This window comes from Mycobacterium sp. E2733, from assembly GCF_001667585.1.
In the GTDB taxonomy this organism is placed as follows: Bacteria; Actinomycetota; Actinomycetes; order Mycobacteriales; family Mycobacteriaceae; genus Mycobacterium.
The window spans coordinates 65,567-84,891 of sequence record NZ_LZJZ01000130.1 but is presented as its reverse complement, the minus strand read 5'-3'; the positions used below and the strand labels follow the sequence as shown (position 1 = coordinate 84,891).

Below are 19,325 nucleotides of genomic sequence, written 5' to 3'. Positions count from 1 at the left end.
GAATCCTCTCGTTATAGGGCGGCCAGGGCGGCCCTGATGTGCGGCACGATGCGCGACGCCGACGTCGGCGCGTCGCCGGGACCCGGGTCGGCGGCCGACAGCGCCGCCGCCCGCGCGTGGACGAAAGCGGCCGCCGCGGCGGCCTCGACCGCCGGCAGTCCCGCCGCGAGCAGCGCGCCGATCATCCCGGACAACACGTCGCCGGAACCGGCGGTGGCCGCCCAGGATTGCCCGGCCGGGTTGAGGAACACCGGGCCGCCCGGCTCGGCGATGACGGTGACGTTGCCCTTCAGCAGCACGGTGGCGCCGAAGGCGTCGGCCAGCTTTTGGCACGCGCCGACCCGGTCGTCCCCTGGCGGGTAACCCGCCAGGCGGGCGAATTCACCGGCGTGCGGGGTCAGCACCGTCGGCGCCTTCCGGTTGGCGACCAGCTCGGGGTGGGCGGCCAGGATGGTCAGCCCGTCGGCGTCCACGATCACCGGCAGGTCGGTCTCCAGCGCGAACCACAACGCGGCGGCCCCGGTGTCGTCGGTGCCCAAGCCCGGCCCGACGACCCAGGATTGGACCTTTCCGGCCGACGTGGGGGTGGGCGACGCGATCACCTCGGGCCAGTGCGCGAGCACCTCGCGGTGCGCGCTGCCGGCGTAGCGGACCATGCCGGACGTCGCCGCGACCGCGGCACCGGTGCACAACACGGCCGCACCCGGATACGTCGATGAGCCGGCCATCACGCCGGTCACGCCCTGGGTGTACTTGTCGTCGTGCGGCCCGGGCACCGGCCAGCGGGCGGCCGCGTCGGCGGCCTCGAAACCCAGCGCCTCTATTCCAGCGGGCCCCGGCAAGCTCAGCCCGATGTCGATCAGCTTCACCCGGCCGCAGTCGGCGAGCGCGTGCACGGGTTTGAGCCCGCCGAAGGTGACCGTAAGCGCCGCGTGCACCGCGGGGCCGGTGATCGCCCCGGTCGCCACGTCGATGCCGCTGGGGATGTCGACGGCGACAACCGGGATGCCCGCGTCATTCGCCGCGGCGAAAACGTCGGCCGCGGCCGGACGCAGCGGCCCGGATCCGGAGATGCCGACCACCCCGTCGATGACGAGATCGGTTGTCGGCGAAACACTTTCGACAATGCGCCCACCGGCCTTGGTGAACGCCTCCAGCCCCTTGCGGTGGGTGCGTTCGGGGTTGAGCAGCACCGCGTAGGCGGCCGCGCCGCGCCGGCGCGCGAAGGTGGCGGCCCACAGCGCGTCACCGCCGTTGTCGCCCGAGCCGACGACCGCGCACACCCGGCGGCCGGCCACCCCGCCGGTGCGGGCCCGCAATTCGGCGACGATCTCGGTGGCCAGCCCGAAGGCCGCGCGCCGCATCAAGGCCCCGTCGGGCAGGCTGGCCAGCAGCGGTGCCTCGGCCCGGCGGATCGCGTCTACGGAGTAGTAGTGCCGCACGAGTGCCACATTACGGGTCAGCGGCCGCCCGGCTCAGGCAGATCCCTCGGGTGAGCGGCGGCGCCGCGCGGCGGCCCGCAGGCGCGCCGGGCTCAGCTGCCGGGGGTCCTGGTGCCGCGTCATCGGGTAGAAGCAGAGGCCGACGAGGATCGAGGTGAAGTGCCCGATCGCGGTGAAGTTCAGCTCAATCCGGTCCATGGCGATCAACGGGAAGCCGAAGATGATGAACAGGACGCCCAGGTAGCCCCAGCGCCACGGGCGCGCGATGTGATAGGCCAGCACGGCCATCACCCCGACCAGGAAGTAGCTGACGCCGATGTCGCGGGCGTGCACCAGCCGCTCCGACGCGTCGTGTTCCTCGATCGCGAAGTACAGCAGCCCCTCGCTGAAATAGGTGGACAGGATGTGGGCGCTCAATCCCACTGTGAGCCAGCGTAATTGGCCCAGCCAGTGTTCGGCCGGGGCCAGGAACAACGAGAACAGGATCAGGTACGGGGCCAGGTTGTCGCCGTCGATCCACAGCAGACTGGAGAACAGCACATCGAGCGGATCCCGCGCCAACCCGTGGATGTTGGTGGAATGGTGCATCAGCATCGAGTGCAATTGCCGCTGGGGCAGCCAGTGCTGGGCGAGCGTCGTGATCAGCAGGACGAGCAACCACCCGTACGTCAGCGGCGCACTGCTGACGTAGTGCCAGACCGCGAGCCCCATGTTGCGCAGTCGGGACCGCACCGGTGCATTCGTCACTTCACTACCTTCGCACGCGGACCGTTGCGTCGCTGCACCTAAGCGGCGGACGCGCCGGGCCGTCGGACATGTGACAGCGGCATACCCGCGAAAAGCATTGCGGCATAGCGGGTTGTCACGGGCTCGAGGGCGCCGGGGCCGGATTCGCCGGGGCAGGGGCCTCCGGGCGCAGGTGCCGCCACCAGCACATGATGTAGAGCAGCATGGAGATCACCAGCACGACGAGCACCCACAGCACGAGCGTGATGTCGATCCAGCCGCCGAAGGGCGGCGAACCCGGCAGCGCGTTGCGCAGCGGTACCACCGCGAAGAGCATCGCCGCATACCACGTCGTCATCGGCGGCTGGAACTTCCGCCGGTCGCGCACCGTCTGAACGGCGACGAACAGGCCCAGGCCGGCGATGGCGACCAGGACGCAGAGGATGACGATCCCGAACGCCGCCGCGCTGAGCGAGCGGTGCACGCTCACCTGGTAGGGACCGGTTCCGTCGGCGGACACCCGCCAACCGGAGAGGTGGTTGACGAAGGTCACCGGCACCCGTTCGGGGACGTTGCCGGGGCCGTGCATGAGCTCGATCTCGACGGGCCCCGAGCCGTAGTGGTCGAAGGGCCAGTTCTCGATCTCCCCCGCGATGGTGAGCGGCACGGGGAAGACACCGGGCAGCATGCCCTTGGTCCACGAGCGGCGGACGGGCGTCGCCACGGATCGCACTCGGAGGTTGAGGTCTTCGTTGAGATGCTGGGTCTGCGGATCCAGCAGAGCCGATCCCGGCGAGATGGACAGGTTGGCCATCAGCACGCTGTAGTTGGACTGGATGTCTTCGATGACCAGCGTGGCCGTGCTCCGGTCGCCGCCGGCCGGGGTTTCCTGGTGGTAGCGGTGACCCCCGCTGTCGGCATACAGCGCAACCGAGCCGACATACGCCGCAATGATGCCCACGACCAGAGCGATGATCCCGTATCTCACGACGCCCCCTACCCAGCTTGGCCCCGAGGCCGTCTCACGGATGAATCGCTTGCCCAGGGGGCAATGTAGTGGAACAGCTGGCGGAAACATCTTGAAACGGAAGGAATTCGATCCAATCCCGGGGGTCAGCCCGACGGCACCGGGACCGGATCCGGCGCCGGGGCGGCGACCTCGGGGACCTCGGGCCTCAGATGCCGCCACCAGCAGGCGATGTAGAGCAGCATCGCCACCACGAGCGCGACGATCACCCAGAGCACGATGGTCACATCGATCCATGCCCCGAACGGGGGCGACCCGGGAAGCGCGTTGCGCAGCGGTACCACCGCGAAGAGCATCGCCGCATACCACGTCGTCATCGGCGGCTGAAACTTTCGCCGGTCCCGCATCGTCTGAACGGCGACGAACAGGCCCAGGACGGCGATGGCGATGAGCACACCGCAAATCACGATCCCGAACACCGCGGTACTCATCGCGCGGCGCACGCTCAGTCTGTACCCCTCGTGGCTGGCGATCTTGGTCGCGGAGACCTTGAATCCGGGCAGGTGGTCGACGAGCCGCACCGGGATGAGCTCGGGCGGTTTCGTCGTATCGCCACCATGGAATAGCTGCACCTCGATCGGCCCCGAGGTGTAGTTGTCGAACGGCCAGCGTTCGACGTGACCCGCGATGGTCAGCGGGAGCGGAAAGACGCCGGGAAGCATGCCTTTCGTGTAGTCGCGTCGACTGGGCTGGGCCGACGATCTGACGCGCACCATCAGGTCTTCCTTGAGACGGTGGGTGACCGGATCCAACATCGCGGGTCCGGGTGCGACAGCCACGTTGGCAACCACCGCGCTGTAGTTCGACTGCATCTCTTCCACGGTCAACGTCGCCGTGCTCCGGGTGGCCGTCTCCGCGTTGTCGTTCAGCGTGCCGGCCGAAACCGTTTCGACCGTGTTCTGGTAGAGCTCGATCAGCGCGACGTAGGTCCCGACGATGAGCACGATGACACCCACCGCGGCGAATCTTCTGGCCGACGATCGCATGCTGCTCCTACCCCTGTGGAGTCGATCTGTCCCAGGGAAACTTAGCGGAGCGACTGCGGTTTTCGCGGCGATACGGCCGGAGCGGCGCTGGCTATGCTCGCCTATTCCACGGTGACGGACTTGGCGAGGTTTCGCGGCTTGTCGACGTCGTAGCCGCGGGCCTGCGCGACCGACGCGGCGAACACCTGCAGCGGGATGGTCGACAGCAACGGCTGCAGAAGCGTTGACACCGAAGGTATTTCGATCAGGTGGTCGGCGTAGGGCCGCACGGTGTCGTCGCCCTCTTCGGCGATCACGATGGTGATCGCGCCGCGGGCCTGGATCTCCCGGATGTTGGACAGCAGCTTGGAGTGCAGGGTGGCCTGCCCCTTGGGCGAGGGCATGACGACGATGACGGGCAGGTCGTCCTCGATCAACGCGATCGGGCCGTGCTTGAGCTCGCCCGCGGCGAATCCCTCGGCGTGCATGTAGGCCAGTTCCTTGAGTTTCAGCGCGCCTTCCAGCGCCACCGGGTAGCCGACGTGGCGCCCCAGGAACAGCACGGTCTCCGACTGCGCGAACCGATACGCCAGGGCGGCCACCGGCTCGATCATCGCGAGCACCCGCGCGACCAAGTCCGGCATGGCTTCCAGCTCCCGATACTCCCGCTCGACCTCGTCGGGGTACTTCGTGCCGCGGGCCTGCGCCAGCGCCAGGCCCACCAGGTAGTTGGCGGCGATCTGGGCCAGGAACGTTTTCGTCGAAGCGACGCCGATCTCGGGACCGGCGCGGGTGTAGAGCACGGCGTCGCATTCGCGGGGGATCTGCGAGCCGTTGGTGTTGCAGATGGCCAGCACCTTGGCCTTCTGCTCCTTGGCGTGCCGGACGGCTTCGAGCGTGTCGGCGGTTTCCCCGGACTGCGAGATGGCGACCACCAGGGTGCTGCGGTCCAGCACCGGGTCCCGGTAGCGGAATTCGCTGGCCAATTCGACTTCCACGGGCAGCCGGGTCCAGTGCTCGATCGCGTATTTGGCGAGCAGCCCGGAGTGATACGCGGTGCCGCAGGCCACCACGAACACCTTGTCGATCTCGCGGAGCTCTTGGTCGGAGAGCCGCTGCTCGTCGAGCACGATCCGGCCGTCGACGAAGTGCCCGAGCAGAGTGTCGGCCACCGCGGCGGGCTGCTCGGCGATCTCCTTGAGCATGAAGTACTCGTAGCCGCCCTTTTCCGCGGCGGCCAGATCCCAGTCGATGTGAAAGTGGCGAGCACTCGCGGCCTCATCGTTCCCGTCGAAGTCGGTGATCCGGTAGCTGTCGGCGGTGATCACCACGGCCTGGTCCTGGCCGAGTTCGATGGCGTTGCGGGTGTGGGGGATGAACGCGGCCACGTCCGAGCCGACGAACATCTCGCCGTCGCCGATCCCGATCACCAGCGGCGTGGAGCGGCGGGCGGCCACGATGGTGCCGGGCTCGTCGGCGTTGGTGAACACCAGCGTGAAGTGGCCCTCCAGCCGGCGCAGCACCGCCAGCACCGAGGCGGCGAAGTCGCCCGCGGTCTCGCCGTGCCGGTAGGCCCGCGCCACCAGGTGCACCGCGACCTCGGTGTCGGTGTCGCTGGTGAATTCCACGCCCAGGGCCTCCAGCTCGTGGCGCAGGATCGGGTAGTTCTCGATGATGCCGTTGTGGACGACGGCTATCTTGCCGGCAGCGTCACGGTGCGGGTGCGCGTTGCGGTCGGTGGGGCGCCCGTGGGTGGCCCAGCGGGTGTGGCCCAGGCCGGTGGTGCCGCTCAGCGATTCCGGCGGCATCTGGGCGACCGCTTCCTCCAGGTTGGCGAGCCGACCGGCGCGGCGGCACACGGTAAGCGTCCCGGTGCCGTTGACCAGTGCGATCCCCGAGGAGTCGTAGCCCCGGTACTCCATCCGGCGCAGCGCATCCATGACGACCTTGCAGGCAGGCTGCTGCCCGACGTAGCCGACGATTCCGCACATTCACAACAGGGTAGTGCAGCCTTCGGCCCAGCACGGCATGCCGACGCTGACGTTAGGGCCCCCACCTGCGCGAAAGGCCCACGTCGACCGGCCCCTACCGCGGTTTTCATCTCGTACTTTGCAAGCACATTGGCGCGGTCTTCTTCTGCCAGCACCGCCGCCGGGCACCGCTACTGGGACGGAGCCCGGTGGACGTCGTGGACAAATCCACCCGGATTTCCCCCGCAGGCACGCTGACCGTCCGCTTCATGTTGTCTTCATAAACGGTAGAAACGTCTTCACCTGATGTATTTGTGGCGTTTTCGTCTGCGCCATCGCTCTAGCAATCCAGCTACCTAGAATTCTGCATATCAGCCAAGACTGGCAACCAGCGAAGCCAGCAGAAAGGACAGCTTGTTGACGCCCGCCTGAACATCATCACCTGGATCTATCCGGTGCTCATGCGCGCAGCGCGAACAAATCTTTTCAGCAATAACCGTTTATGACTGACATCAATGCCGACAGTCCAGCTACCCAGTGCCTCCATTTAAAATCCTGCAATCAATTCCGCTCAATACGGAGAAGTAAACCGCCGGACAGGTAAATGTTCATAACTGTTAATCCGAAATTTTTGTAAGCCTTCTTCAAGGGGAGAATCATGACTGCGGTTCTGTTCGACGATGTGGTGACCACTTCGCCCGGGGCCAGCCTGACGCTGACGCCGGCGCCGGCAGCCAAGCGGCGCCGCCGTGAGCCGATCGGCGGTGGCGACCCGATGGTGGACGCGGCCGCCCGACTGCTGAGCATCCCGCTGCGCCAGGTGTATGCGGTGCTCTGGCGGGTGGGCGTGATCGAGGTCAGGGCCTGAGCGCGATGCGCTAACGTCGACGCGTGGCCCGCACCCGCAAGCTCGTCGCAGCCCTCAGCCGCCGTGGCCCGCATCGCGTTTTGCGCGGTGACCTGGCGTTTGCCGGTTTGCCCGGGGTGGTGTACACGCCGGAAGAGGGGCTGAATCTGCCCGGGATCGCGTTCGGTCACGACTGGCTCACCAAGGCCGCCAACTATTCGGGCCTGCTCGAGCATCTCGCGTCGTGGGGCATCGTGGCCGGCGCCCCCGACACCGAGCGCGGGCTGGCCCCCTCCGTCCTGAACTTCGCCTTCGACCTCGGCACCGCCCTGGACATCGTGTCGGGTGTGCGGCTCGGGCCGGGCAAGATCAGCGTGCATCCCGCCAAGCTCGGCGTTGCCGGGCACGGTTTCGGCGGCTCGGCCGCGGTGTTCGCCGCGGCCGGCATACCGAACAAGCTGGCCGCGGGGGCGGCGCTGTTTCCCGCCGTCACCAGCCCCCCGGCCGAGGCACCGGCGACGACGCTGAAGCTGCCGGGGTTGATCTTGACCGCACCCGGGGATCCGCAGTCGCTGACGTCCAACGCGCTGTCGCTGTCCCGCGCGTGGGAGGCGGCCACGCTGCGCATCGTCAGCAAGGCAAAGCCGGGCGGGCTGGTGGAGGGCCGGCGGTTGACGAAGGTGTTCGGCCTGGCCAGCCCGCACCGACGCACGCAGCGCACGGTCCGCGCGCTGCTGACCGGTTACCTGCTCTACACGCTGGGTGGCGACAAGACGTACCGCGACTTCGCCGATCCCGACGCCCACCTGCCCAAGACGGATCCGCTGGATCCCGAGGCGGCGCCGGTTGCCTTGGAAGAGAAGATCGTGGCGCTGTTGAAGTGATGCGGTAGCGGGTAATTGCCCACTGTGTCGAACGTGCCAGCGCTGTATGCCCGCTGGATCACCGAGCTGTGGGCCGGCCGCCCCGTCGCGGCCGAGATCGTCACCGACGACTTCGTGGGGCACTGGCCCGGCCGCGAAGTTCATGGCCCGGCCGAGCTTCAGCGGATCGTCGAGGAAACCCGAAACATGATGGCGGACTTGACCTTTGCCATCGAGCTCGGCCCGCTGTCCGAGGGCGACCTGGTGGCGGGCCGCTGGGTGGGCACGGGCCGCGGCCCGGACGGCCCGGTCCACTTCACCGGCAACGACATCCTCCGCCTCGACGGCGACGGTCAGCGCTTCGCGGAGTACTGGACGGGCACCTCGGCGGGCTGAAGTTCCCGAGCCGTCGCGGCGCGCGGGTGCCGCCGTGATATCTGTCGTGGATGCGCATCGGGATCGCTCTGGATTATTCGGGCGGCTTTCATCAGGCCGTGGACCGCGTGGTCGAGCTTGAGCAGGCCGGCATCGACATCGCGGTGGTGGCCGAGGCGTACGCCTTCGACGCGGTGAGCCAGCTCGGGTACTTGGCCGCCAAGACGAACACCGTCGAGTTGGCCTCGGGCGTGTTTCCCATCTATATCCGCACGCCCTCGCTGCTGGCGATGACGGCCGCGGGGCTTGACTTCGTGTCCGACGGGCGCTTCCGGCTGGGGATCGGCACGTCTGGACCGCAGGTGATCGAGGGCTTTCACGGCGTCGAGTTCGCCGCCCCGCTGAGCCGCACCCGCGAGATCGTGGAGATCTGCCGCAAGGTGTGGCGCCGGGAACGGCTGGAGTACAACGGCAAGCACTACCAGATCCCGTTGCCGCGGGGCCGCGGAACGGGTCTGGGCAAGTCGCTGCAGCTCATCAATCATCCTGTGCGCGAACGCATTCCGATCACGATCGCGGCGCTCGGCCCGAAGAACGTCGAGCTGACCGCCGAGATCGCCGAAGGCTGGCAGCCCGTCTTCTACCTTCCCGACAAGGCCGCGTCGGTGTGGGGCGACGCGCTCGCGGCCGGTGCGGCCAAGCGGGATCCGGCGCTGGGGCCGCTTGACGTCATGGTGCACGCGTCGGTGGCCATCGGCGACAACGTCGACGACCGGCTGGCGTGGGTGAAGCCGCAGCTGGGCCTCTACCTCGGCGGGATGGGCGCCAAGGGCCGCAATTTCTACCACGCCCTCGCCACGCGTTACGGGTTCGGCGAGGTCGCCGACCGGGTCCAGGAGCTGTACCTGTCCGGCCGCAAGAAGGAGGCCATCGACGCGGTGCCCGACGAACTGGTGCGCGGCATGTCGCTGGTCGGCCCGCGCGGGTACGTCGCCGAACGTCTGGCGGCGTTCTCCGAGGCCGGCGTGACGACGCTGTTGCTCAGCCCGCTGGCCACCGACCGCGCAGAATCCATCCGCTTCGTCGAGGACGTGCTGCAGCTGCGCCCCGCCTGAGCCCTCACTGTCCCGCCTGCGGTAGCTGGTCGGCGGCGATCTCGCAGGGCGTCTTCCCGTCGGTCGCCGGAGCCGGCGGATCCCCCGCCGGTGGAGCGGCAGCCGGGGCAGGCGCGTCGACCGGGGCGGCAATCGGCGGTGGCGGCGGACCGGCAGGTACCGGCGCATCGGCAGGTAAAGGTGCGTCGACCGGTTGAGCCGCCGCCTCGGGCTGGGTCTCTTCGGTGTCCTCGGCGTCTTCGGCCTTCGCGGGCTCGTCGCCCGTAGTGTCGGTCTCGTCGTCCTTGTCGTCCGCCTCAAAGGGGTCCTCGTCGAAGGCATCTCCGTCGTCGAAGGGATCGGCGGCGCCCCGCTCGTCACCCGCCGAGCCGAGCAGACCGCCGACCGCGTCGACGATCCTGCCGGCCAACCCGAGGAGACCGGCTCCCCCGCCGCCGAGGCCACCGCTCAGATCACCCGCCGGCATGCCGGCGCCAGCACCGAGCCCGGTTCCCCAGTCCGGTTGGGACGCGGCCGGGACCGGTGCCGGAGCGAGCGTCGCCGCGGTCGGCGCCGGATCGACCGGCGGATCCGCCGGTGGGCTCGGCGCCGTCAGAGTCGGATCCACCGGCGGGCTCGGGACCGCGGCCGGTTGCGTGACCGCGACGGGCGGTGCGCTGGATGGGAACGGCCGCAACGGTTGGTAACCGGGCCCGAGATCGCCGGGGGCTTCGAAGCGCGCCGTCGGCACGGCGGACATTCTGTCGGTGACCATGTCATAGGAGGTCGCCACCCCGTCGCGCGTCGAGCGCATCGTGGTCAGCCAGTCGTCGCGAATCTCGTTGTCCACGTAGGGCATCACCTGCGCGCGCACCACCTCTTCGGCGGCTTGCCGATCGCCCGCCCCGGCCGTGACCGCGGCCGCGGCGGCCAACCACGCCGGTCGCTGCGCCTGCGTGCGGTCATCTACGGCGATGGCGGTCGCAACCTTCGAGTCGACCAAGTACCAGAGGTTGTCGCGCAGCGATTCGCACCGTTGCGCCGCCGCGCGCAGTTCGGTGACCACCGCGGCGGCGGCGTCACAGTGGCGCTGAAGAAACCGCGCCGCGCCCTCGCCGCCCGGGCCGGTCCACGCCGCGGCCAGCTCGGCCGTTTGGGCGCGCTGTATCCGCAGCGCTTCCATGACCGTCTCGCCCGCCGCCCGCAGCTCCGCGCAGTCGCGGTCGAGGGTGCGCAGGTCCAGGCCGTCTTCGGTGTCGTACCAGTCGCGGACCTGCGTGGGGTGCGCCGTCAGGTCGGGATGGTGGTAGCCCTCGACATGGCAGGCCTGCACATAACTCTGGGTGTGCTCGACGGCGGGCAGGCCCTCGGCGAGGCGCTCCGCGACGTCCATCCGGTCGGCCACGATCAGGCGATCCGTGCCGCGGCATACAGTTCGGCGTCGGCGTAGCGGTCGGCGCTGGCCCGCAGGGCGGCTGCGATCTCGACCGACGCGCGCGACCATTGCGCGACTTGGGCGGCCAGCCGCTCCAGCTCGACCCGCAGCGCCTCACCTCGCGCGGTGTGTGCCCGCCCCGCGCTGGGCCCGCCGAACGCCAACCGGCCCAGCTGATCGCTGAGGGCGCGGTCGATGATGTCGGCGGCGGCGCGGAATTGGTCGGCGATTCGGTGCGTCGCCGGAACGTCAATCTCGGTACGGGCCAACGTGGCCGGTCGTACTCCCCTGTCGAATCTCATGCCTAATCCGACGCTCGGAGATGCGCCGGGGTTCCGTCCGCATTCAGTGTGCGGAGCTGACCGCCTCGGCGACTCGATTCGCGACGCGCTGGGCGACGTCCGCCTCGGGCGCTTCCACCATGACCCGGATGACGGGCTCGGTTCCGGAGGGGCGCAACAGGATTCGGCCCGTGTCGCCGAGTTCGGCCTCGGCGTCGCCGACGGCGGTGCGCACCGCGGGCGCCGCGGCGGCGATGTCCTTGTCGGCGACGCGGACGTTGATCAGCACCTGCGGTAGGGTCTGCATCGGCGCGGCGAGCGCGGTCAGCGACGAGCCCGTCTGCACCATCCGGTTCATCAGGCGCAGTCCGGTGACGATGCCGTCCCCGGTGGAACCCAGCGCGGGCATCACGATGTGGCCGGACTGCTCGCCGCCGAGGCTGAAATCGCCGGCCCGCAGTTCCTCGAGGACATAGCGGTCACCCACGCCGGTGGTGCGCACGGTGATCCCGGCGGAGCGCATGGCCAGGTGCAGCCCGAGGTTGCTCATCACGGTGGCCACCAGCGTGTCCGAGGCCAGCTCGCCAGCCTCCCGCATCGCCAGCGCGAGCACGACCATGATCGCGTCGCCGTCGACGAGGTCGCCGTTGGCGTCGATGGCCAGGCAGCGGTCGGCGTCGCCGTCGTGGGCCAGGCCGAGGTCCGCCCGGTGGGCGATGACCGCGGCGCGCAGCGAATCCAGGTGTGTCGAGCCGCAGTTGTCGTTGATGTTGAGGCCGTTGGGCTCGGCGTTGATCGCGATCACCCGGGCGCCGGCCGCGCGGTAGGCGCGCGGCGCCACCGACGAGGCCGCGCCGTGCGCGCAGTCGACCACCACGGTCAGGCCGTCGAGCCGCAACGTGGTGGCCTTGCTCAGGTGGCGCAGGTAGCGGTCGTCGGCATCCTCGGCGTCGATGACGCGGCCGATCCCGGCGCCGACGGGGCGCGGCCCGGCCTCCGCGGTGACCAGCGCCTCGATCCGGTCCTCGGTGTCGTCGTCGAGCTTGCGGCCGCCGGGGCCGAAGATCTTGATGCCGTTGTCAGGCATCGGGTTGTGCGACGCCGAGATCATCACCCCGAAGTCGGCGTCATACGCGCCGGTCAGGTAGGCCACCGCGGGCGTGGGCAAAACCCCGACCCGCAGCGCGTCGACGCCCTGGCTGGTCAACCCGGCGATCACCGCGGCCTCCAGCATCTCGCCGCTGGCCCGGGGGTCGCGGCCGATCACGGCGACGCGCCGGCCCGGTCCGCCCGAACTCGCCAGGTGCCGGGCGGCCGCGGCGCCCAGCTCCAGCGCCAGTTCGGCGGTCAACTCCCGATTGGCGACCCCGCGGACGCCATCGGTGCCGAATAGTCGGCCCATGCGGACAAACCTCTCACAATCGACGGTTCAGCACCTAACGTGCCCGTTCTTTTCTGACCGAAACGGGGCGCGTTTGCGCGCAGACACGCCGACGCAAGCGCGGGGCTTCCCAGTTCGAAGCCCCGTTGCGGCCAGAAAGTGATGGTTGATCAGCGCTTGCTGTACTGAGGCGCCTTGCGGGCCTTCTTCAGGCCGTACTTCTTGCGCTCGGTGGCGCGCGGGTCACGGGTGAGGAAGCCGGCCTTCTTCAGCGCGGGCCGGTCCTCGGGCTGCGCCACGATCAGCGCCCGGGCGATGCCGAGGCGCAGCGCACCGGCCTGCCCCGACGGGCCGCCGCCGTGCAGCAGGGCGAAGATGTCGAAGCTCTCCACCCGGTCGACCGTGACCAGCGGAGCCTTGATGAGCTGCTGGTGCACCTTGTTGGGGAAGTAGTCCTCCAGGCTGCGGCCGTTCAGGTCGAACTTGCCGGTGCCGGGCACCAGGCGCACCCGCACCACGGCCTCCTTGCGGCGGCCGACGGTCTGGATGGGCCGGTCGAAGACGTACGCCTCGGCGGCCGCGGGGGCGGGCGCCTCGGCCGGAACGTCAGGCGTCTCCGGGGTGGCCGTGGATTCCAGGGCCTCGGTAGTTTCGGTCACTGGGCCACCTGCTTGATCTCGTACGGAACCGGCTGCTGAGCGGCGTGCGGGTGCTCCGGGCCGGCGTAGACGTGGAGTTTGCGCTGGATTTGACGGCTGAGCTTGTTTTTGGGCAGCATGCCGACGATCGCCTTCTCGACGACGCGGTCGGGGTGCTTGTCCATCAGCTCGCCGATGGTGCGCGAGTGCAGGCCGCCGGGATACCCCGAGTGGCGGTAAGCCAGCTTGCTCTGCAGTTTGTCGCCGCTGAGGGAGACTTTGTCGGCGTTGATGACGATGACGAAGTCACCGCCATCGACGTTGGGGGCGAACGTCGGCTTGTGCTTGCCGCGCAGCAGGGTGGCTGCCGCGACGGCAAGACGGCCAAGCACCACGTCCGTGGCGTCGATGACGTACCACGACCGCGTGGTGTCACCCGCCTTTGGCGCGTAGGTGGGCACAGCGCTTACCTTTTCTTTCTCGAGGTGGATCCCGGGTCGAGCCGGGTGCCGGTCAGGCGTTCGCGGTGGGTCCGAAAGGAAGGGTTCTCGGCGACCGACATTGACCCGAGGCCCGGCGTACCGCACGCCAACCGAGCAGCTTACCGATGCGTGTCCCCGCAGGTCAAAACGACTGTGTGGTCCCGGCGGCTCTCCTCCGACCGGGACCACACAGACGGCCATGGGCGCGGCTACCGTCCCCAGAGGCCGGCCGCCCGCCGATCGGCGTCCGCCACCTGGTCTGCGCCGTCGCGCACCGCGTTTCCGAGGTCGATCAACATCTCGTTGAGGGCGGTCGCCGCCTGGTGCCACTTCTGCTGCTCAACCTGGTAGGCGGCCGCGGCCTCGCGGGTCCAGAGCTGCTGCAACGGGGCGATCTGCGACCTCAATTCGTCCAGCGCCGCGTTGAACCGCGCCGATGTGGTGTGGATTTCCTGGCGCACCGAATACTCGATTTCGCCGAAGTCATAGGAAAGCGCCGAATCCACGGATGATCCCTTCGATCACAGTTTCCCGCCGGCGGCGGTGATGTGGTTTGCGTGGTCGTGGCCGGCCTCCTGCAGCGTGGCCGCGTTGTGCCGAATCGTCTCGCCGATCGCGTGCAGGACGTGATAGAGCCGCAACGACTCGGCGTTCCAGCGATCCACCACATCTTTGAACCGCGCGGCCGCGACCCCACCCCATACCGATGGCGGCACCCCGCTCATGCGGCCGATGAACGCCTGCAGCATGGCCCGGATTTCCTCGTTGCGGGCGTCCGTCATCCCCGCGACCGACCGCATCAGGTCGAAGTCGGTACTCAGTGTGTCAGGTGCAGCCATATTGAGTTCGACCCCGGCGATCCTCATTTGGTTCCACCCGATTCCCAGGTTCATCCGATGGCGTGGGCGGACCGTACCGCCTGCTCGCAGACCGCGCGGACGGCATCTTCCATCGCGGGCCGGCTCTGGCACCCGAGGCTGATCCGGACCGGCCCGTCCACGAACACCGCCCATCGCACGTGATGGCCGGCGCGGACTTCGCGGTACGTCACCGCCGGTCTGCCGGCACTGGTCCCGGAGGGATTGAAGTCGACGAACACACCCGGGGGTTCGGCGTCGATCGCGTGTTTCAACCGCTCGGCGGTACCACTCAGCGTCTCGCCGGCGATCGGTGACTGGGTGACGTGCAAGGCCACTTCCGGATCGGACGGCGAAGTCACCTGCACACGGGCCGAGCCCGGCCCGGCGACCACTCGTTGGGTGGGCCAATCCGCGGGCACCGTGAGTGCGATCCGGCCTTCCACCAGGAATGCGGGGGGCGCGGCCTCCACCCGCGACGGGGCCACCGTGCCGTGCCGGCCCAGGGTGACGGCGGCCGGGGCCGCCGCGGCCAGCACCATGGTGGCCGCGCCGAGACCGCTCAGTGTCCGTGCGCGCGATCGGACACGATCGCCAGGTCCGCGTTGTTCAGTCGGCTCGTCGTGATCGGACGCCCCGGATCGGGCCAGCCGGGCCAGCCGGGCGTCGTCGATTCGCAGCACAGTCTGCCCGCCGCCGCGCACCGCGTCGGCGATCGACGCCGCAAGGGCGGTCGCTCCGGCGACCGTGCCCGGCGTGTCGATCAGGACGGTGGCAGCGGGCAGGCCGGCGACGATGGTCGCCACCTCGTCGGCGACGCGACGCGGTTGCGGCCGACGCGCTACGGCGACTTCGGCGCCACCTATCACCACCATCCGCTCGGTGATCTCCACTACGACCGACGATTCCGCAAAGGCAGCCCGCGTCAGCAACCACGACCGGGGTCGCGCCAGGACACCATCGAACACGGTGGCCGCTGCCGCGCTGACCACCCCGACGCGCGACGACGACCACCAGGACGGATGCACGACGACCGTGCCCTTGCCGCGCGTACAGGCCGCCGATCGCAGCGCTTCACGCCACAGCGAAGCAACGGCGACCGGGTGCCCGCCCACCAACGTGACCCGATCGTCTATCGCGTCGAGGGCCGCCCGAACGATCTCGGACGCCTCGTTGTCAGCGACCGCGCTTGCCCCGCAACATAATCGGCGGACGGTGCCGGGACCCGCTTCGACGACCGCGCGATGTGCGTTCACGGCCGAGTCCAGGCCACCTGGACGAGCTCTTCGTCGCCCGCGCTGGTGTGCAGGAAACCGCGGCCGGGCGGTAACCGCGCTGGGCGACGGGATGCGAACGGCACGTCCCCGACGGGAGATCCGCTCATCACCAGCGTCATGCAGCCGAGGTCACGTAGGCCCGCCAGCAACGGCTCGAAAAACGCCCGCTCCACCCCACCGCTGCGCCGCGCTATGACGAGATGCAACCCCAGATCCGTTGCGTAGGGCAGGTATTCGGCGATCGGCGCCAGCGGGTTGCCTGCCGGACCGGCGACCAGATCGTAATCGTCGACGACGAGGTAGAGATCGGGCCCCGACCACCAGGCACCGGAACGCAGTTGGGCATGGCTCGCGTCGGCCGGGGCCATTCGGCGCCGCAACAGGTCGAGCAGGTCTGGCAGCATTCCGGCGAGCGCGCCAGGCGACATGGCATACCCCGCGAGGTGCTCGGACTCGACGACGCCGAGCAGCGAGCGCCGGAAATCGACGACCACGAGGTGGGCTTGCGCGTGGGTCTTCGTCCGGACTATCTCGCGGCACAGTGTCCGTAGCGTCGCGGTCTTCCCGCACTCCTTGTCGCCAACCACGAGAAGATGAGCCTGTCGGTCGAACTCACACGTCACCGGCCGCAGCCGACGCTCGTCGATGCCCAAAACGATTTGTCCGCCGCCCACCCGGTCTACGAGGGTGTCACGCTCCACCATGCTGGGCAGCAACGGTATTGGCGGAGCAACAGATTCGGCCGGACCGATCTCGGCCAGGGGCAGGGCGATCATCATGTGCGAACCGTCGCCGGCAAGACCGCGGCCCGGTTTGCCGTGGGGCACGTGTTGCGCGGCTTTGCGGTCCACTTCGGAATCGGCGGGGTCACCTAACCGCAGCTCGATGCGGGTGCCGATCTGGTCCCGCAGTGCCGGCCTGATCTCGGCCCATCGCGAGGCTGACAACGCGACGTGCACGCCGAACGAAAGGCCTTGCGTCGCAAGAGCGGTGATCGACTCCGCCAGCGTGCCGAATTCCTCGCGCAGAGTCGCCCAGCCGTCGACGAGAAGGAAGACGTCCCCAAACTGATCCGTGTCGGGCGCCGTGCGTTGCGCCCGTAGCTGACGGTATTGCGTGATCGACCCGATTCCGTGGTCACCGAAGATGGCCTCCCGCGAACGGACAACCGACTCGCATTCGGCAACGATCCGCGCGACGAGTCGCTGTTCGGCCCTGCCGGCGACCGCACCGACATGCGGGATTGCCCGTGTCGATGTCAACGTCCCGCCGCCGAAATCCAGGCAGTAGAACTGCACCTGCACCGGGTCGTGAGTGGCCGCCAGCGCCGTGATCAATGTGCGCAGTGCCGTCGACTTACCCGCCTGCGGCGCCCCGACAACCGCCACATTGCCTGCGGCTCCGCGCAAATCGACCATCAGCGGTGTCCGGGACTGCTCGAAGGGACGGTCGACTATGCCGAGCGGAACCGTCAGGGCGGCCGGCTCGAGCACAGCATCGCGAAGCAGGCTGTGCAGCTCGGGCGCCCTGCCCAGCGGCGGCAGCCAGACTCTATGCGCGGGCGGCCCGTGGCCGGACAACCGGTCCAGGACCGCGTGCAGGACCGTCCGCTCGGTGGATCCGCGGGCCTCGATGGCATGGGCGATCGCGCCGACTCTCTGAGTGCCGAACGGACGCACGGAAGGTCCCGGAACGGGTGCTGCGGCCGGGGTACCGGCATGCAGCGGTCCCGACACGTATGCAGCGTGGAATCGGGTCAGCTCTCCGTCGCTCGTGCGGAGGTAACCCGCCCCAGGAGTATTCGGCAGTTGATGGGCGTCGAGTGTTCCCAGCACCGCGCGCGATTCTCCGGCCGATAGGGTTTTCAAGCAGAGCCGATAGGAAAGGTGGGCATCCAGTCCGCGCAACCGGCCCTCGTCGAGTCGTTGGCTGGCCAGTAACAGATGCATGCCCAACGACCGGCCGAGCCGCCCGATCGCCACGAACAGGTCTGCGAAATCCGGATGCTGGCTGAGCAACTCGGAAAATTCGTCCACGATGACGAACAAGGTGGGCAGGGCCGTCGATGCGGCACCGGCCCGGCGCACCCGTTCGTATGCCGCGGCGCTGACACAGCCCGACTCGCGCAGCAGCCGTTGTCGACGGTTCATTTCACCGGCCAGGGCGTCGCGCATCCGAGCTACCAGCGGCGCGTCGTCGGCGAGGTTCGTGATGACCGCGGCCACGTGCGGCGCTCGCGCGTAATCGAGAAACGTTGCTCCGCCTTTGAAGTCGATGAGCAGTAGATTGAGCACATCGGGAGCGTTACGCGCCATCATCCCCAGTGCGATCGCGCGCAGTAGCTCCGACTTGCCCGACCCCGTGGCGCCGACACAGAGGCCGTGTGGGCCCATGCCGTTCTCCGCGGCCTCTTTGATGTCCAGCTCCACCCGGGTGCCGTCAGCCCGGGTCCCAATCGGGACGCGAAGCCGATCGCGGTGGTGTTGGCTGCGCCACAACAGGACCGGATCGAAATCGTCCACATCGCCGATTCCGGCCTGGCCCGGCCAATCCGCACGGTTGTCGCCGGGAAGGGCCGTGCCGGCCCGGTACATCGCCAACCGGCGTGCACATACCAGCGCGTCCAGGGGGTCCAACCAGTCCGGATCCGTCAGCGTCTGAGCTTCACCCGGCCGGCTTAGCGTCACCGGCGCACCGTCGCGACCGCTGCCGACCTCGACGAGGGTCGCGCCCCCGAAGTCGTCGACGTTCTCGTCCAGGTCGGCGATCACCACCGCGTGCGCCGGCCCCGCACCCGTGAGCGCGCTTCGCGCCTCCCGCACACTCCGATACACCATCCGAACCGCGCCCAACCCATCGGCAGCGGTCGGATGCTGGTTGTGCGGCAACCATTTCAGCCACTCCCACCACGCACCGCTCCGGTCGCTGGCCACCGCGACGATCAGTAGCTCATCGGGAGGGTGCAAGACGGCAAGTTGGCAGATCATCGCGCGCAGCGTCCCCCGCGCCGCGGTCGCATCGCCGTCGACCCTCACACGCGGGAGCCCCCGCAAGCCGATGGCCGCCGGCGCGACGATCGTGGAATGCGTGCGCAGGAAGTGGTGCAGGGCGGTGGTGATCACCGGGTCGGCAGGCTCGCCGGTCGGCGGGGCTACCAGGCGGGTGGCCAGCGGCTGGGTGGCAGTGCCGAATCGAACTAGGCAGAAGTCGGGGTCGGTCGCCCGCCGCTCCCACATGCGGGGGCCGCCGATCAATGTCCACAGGGTGTCGGGGTCGGGCTGACTCCATATCAGCGACGAACGCTGTGCCACAGCGGTTTCGGTGACGATTGCGCGCAGCCGGCTGAGGTATTCGAGGTAGCGAAGGCGTTCGACGTCGATGCCGCCGCCCTGGCGGCCCCCGCGCCCGGCCAGAGCCGTCACCACCGACGAGGCCAGCATCACGATCGGGAATGCCAGGAACATCGGGGCGCGGCTGCCGCCCAGCCCCGACCCGAAGACCGCCGCCATGACGCTCATTCCGGCGACGGTCAGCACCGCCGGCAACAGGCGCAGCAGGCCTGGTGCCGCCGGAGACGGTGGCCCGGGCGGCGGATCGACAACGAGGTCCGCGGTCGGTACAGCCGGTGGCCGGAGCCGCGCTCCGGGCACGAAGACTTGGGTCAT

General features: G+C 69.1%; 18 protein-coding genes. 4 read left to right on the top strand and 14 right to left on the bottom strand.

The window, feature by feature from the left end; genetic code table 11:
* Positions 1-11: 11 nt before the first annotated feature.
* From A5678_RS23555 to glmS, 5 genes are all read right to left on the bottom strand, one after another.
* Positions 12-1,442 (bottom strand): bifunctional ADP-dependent NAD(P)H-hydrate dehydratase/NAD(P)H-hydrate epimerase, encoded by a 1,431-nt coding sequence (locus A5678_RS23555; protein WP_068047642.1) that lies wholly within the window; start codon positions 1,440-1,442, stop codon positions 12-14.
* A 33-nt stretch (positions 1,443-1,475) separates the two neighbouring features.
* Positions 1,476-2,153: a rhomboid-like protein gene (locus A5678_RS23550; RefSeq protein ID WP_068047763.1), complete on the bottom strand. Its 678-nt coding sequence runs from the start codon at positions 2,151-2,153 to the stop codon at positions 1,476-1,478.
* A gap of 151 nt (positions 2,154-2,304) precedes the next feature.
* On the bottom strand, positions 2,305-3,156 hold the full coding sequence (locus A5678_RS23545) for a DUF4436 domain-containing protein (RefSeq protein ID WP_068047639.1): 852 nt from the start codon (positions 3,154-3,156) through the stop codon (positions 2,305-2,307).
* Positions 3,157-3,281: 125 nt separating this feature from the next.
* Positions 3,282-4,181 carry a DUF4436 domain-containing protein gene (locus tag A5678_RS23540; protein ID WP_068047636.1) on the bottom strand — a complete coding sequence of 300 codons (900 nt, stop codon included), beginning with the start codon at positions 4,179-4,181 and terminating at the stop codon, positions 3,282-3,284.
* Between the two features lie 101 nt (positions 4,182-4,282).
* Entirely contained in the window at positions 4,283-6,151 is a 1,869-nt protein-coding gene (gene glmS, locus A5678_RS23535; protein WP_068047634.1) for a glutamine--fructose-6-phosphate transaminase (isomerizing), read from the bottom strand.
* A gap of 637 nt (positions 6,152-6,788) precedes the next feature.
* On the opposite strand from glmS, the gene A5678_RS23530 reads away from it, so the two are divergent.
* The 4 genes from A5678_RS23530 to A5678_RS23515 are packed head-to-tail and all read left to right on the top strand — an operon-like array spanning position 6,789 to position 9,330.
* Positions 6,789-6,998 carry an Rv1535 family protein gene (locus A5678_RS23530; RefSeq protein ID WP_068047631.1) on the top strand — a complete coding sequence of 70 codons (210 nt, stop codon included), beginning with the start codon at positions 6,789-6,791 and terminating at the stop codon, positions 6,996-6,998.
* 23 nt (positions 6,999-7,021) lie between these two features.
* Complete coding sequence (locus tag A5678_RS23525) at positions 7,022-7,861, top strand: dienelactone hydrolase family protein (RefSeq protein WP_068047628.1); 840 nt, start codon at positions 7,022-7,024, stop codon at positions 7,859-7,861.
* A gap of 24 nt (positions 7,862-7,885) precedes the next feature.
* Positions 7,886-8,236, top strand: coding sequence for an ester cyclase (locus A5678_RS23520; protein ID WP_068047625.1), 351 nt, complete (start codon positions 7,886-7,888; stop codon positions 8,234-8,236).
* Between the two features lie 50 nt (positions 8,237-8,286).
* Positions 8,287-9,330, top strand: coding sequence for an LLM class F420-dependent oxidoreductase (locus A5678_RS23515; RefSeq protein WP_068047622.1), 1,044 nt, complete (start codon positions 8,287-8,289; stop codon positions 9,328-9,330).
* A 4-nt stretch (positions 9,331-9,334) separates the two neighbouring features.
* Here A5678_RS23515 and A5678_RS23510 read toward each other — a convergent pair whose 3' ends face one another.
* From A5678_RS23510 to eccCa, 9 genes are all read right to left on the bottom strand, one after another.
* Positions 9,335-10,714: a hypothetical protein gene (locus A5678_RS23510; protein ID WP_068047619.1), complete on the bottom strand. Its 1,380-nt coding sequence runs from the start codon at positions 10,712-10,714 to the stop codon at positions 9,335-9,337.
* Between the two features lie 2 nt (positions 10,715-10,716).
* Complete coding sequence (locus A5678_RS23505; protein ID WP_068047616.1) at positions 10,717-11,046, bottom strand: type VII secretion target; 330 nt, start codon at positions 11,044-11,046, stop codon at positions 10,717-10,719.
* A 43-nt stretch (positions 11,047-11,089) separates the two neighbouring features.
* Entirely contained in the window at positions 11,090-12,427 is a 1,338-nt protein-coding gene (gene glmM / locus A5678_RS23500) for a phosphoglucosamine mutase (protein ID WP_068047613.1), read from the bottom strand.
* A gap of 149 nt (positions 12,428-12,576) precedes the next feature.
* Positions 12,577-13,065, bottom strand: a complete 489-nt coding sequence (rpsI, locus tag A5678_RS23495) for a 30S ribosomal protein S9 (RefSeq protein ID WP_082945708.1) — start codon at positions 13,063-13,065, stop codon at positions 12,577-12,579.
* Positions 13,062-13,505 carry a 50S ribosomal protein L13 gene (gene rplM / locus A5678_RS23490; protein ID WP_068047610.1) on the bottom strand — a complete coding sequence of 148 codons (444 nt, stop codon included), beginning with the start codon at positions 13,503-13,505 and terminating at the stop codon, positions 13,062-13,064. The genes rpsI and rplM overlap by 4 nt, the downstream gene beginning before the upstream one ends.
* 230 nt (positions 13,506-13,735) lie before the next feature.
* Positions 13,736-14,032, bottom strand: coding sequence for a WXG100 family type VII secretion target (locus A5678_RS23485; protein ID WP_068047607.1), 297 nt, complete (start codon positions 14,030-14,032; stop codon positions 13,736-13,738).
* Between the two features lie 15 nt (positions 14,033-14,047).
* Positions 14,048-14,365, bottom strand: a complete 318-nt coding sequence (locus A5678_RS23480; RefSeq protein WP_068047759.1) for a WXG100 family type VII secretion target — start codon at positions 14,363-14,365, stop codon at positions 14,048-14,050.
* 50 nt (positions 14,366-14,415) lie between these two features.
* Positions 14,416-15,639 carry a type VII secretion-associated protein gene (locus A5678_RS23475; protein WP_068047604.1) on the bottom strand — a complete coding sequence of 408 codons (1,224 nt, stop codon included), beginning with the start codon at positions 15,637-15,639 and terminating at the stop codon, positions 14,416-14,418.
* Complete coding sequence (gene eccCa, locus A5678_RS23470) at positions 15,636-19,325, bottom strand: type VII secretion protein EccCa (RefSeq protein ID WP_068047601.1); 3,690 nt, start codon at positions 19,323-19,325, stop codon at positions 15,636-15,638. The genes A5678_RS23475 and eccCa overlap by 4 nt, the downstream gene beginning before the upstream one ends.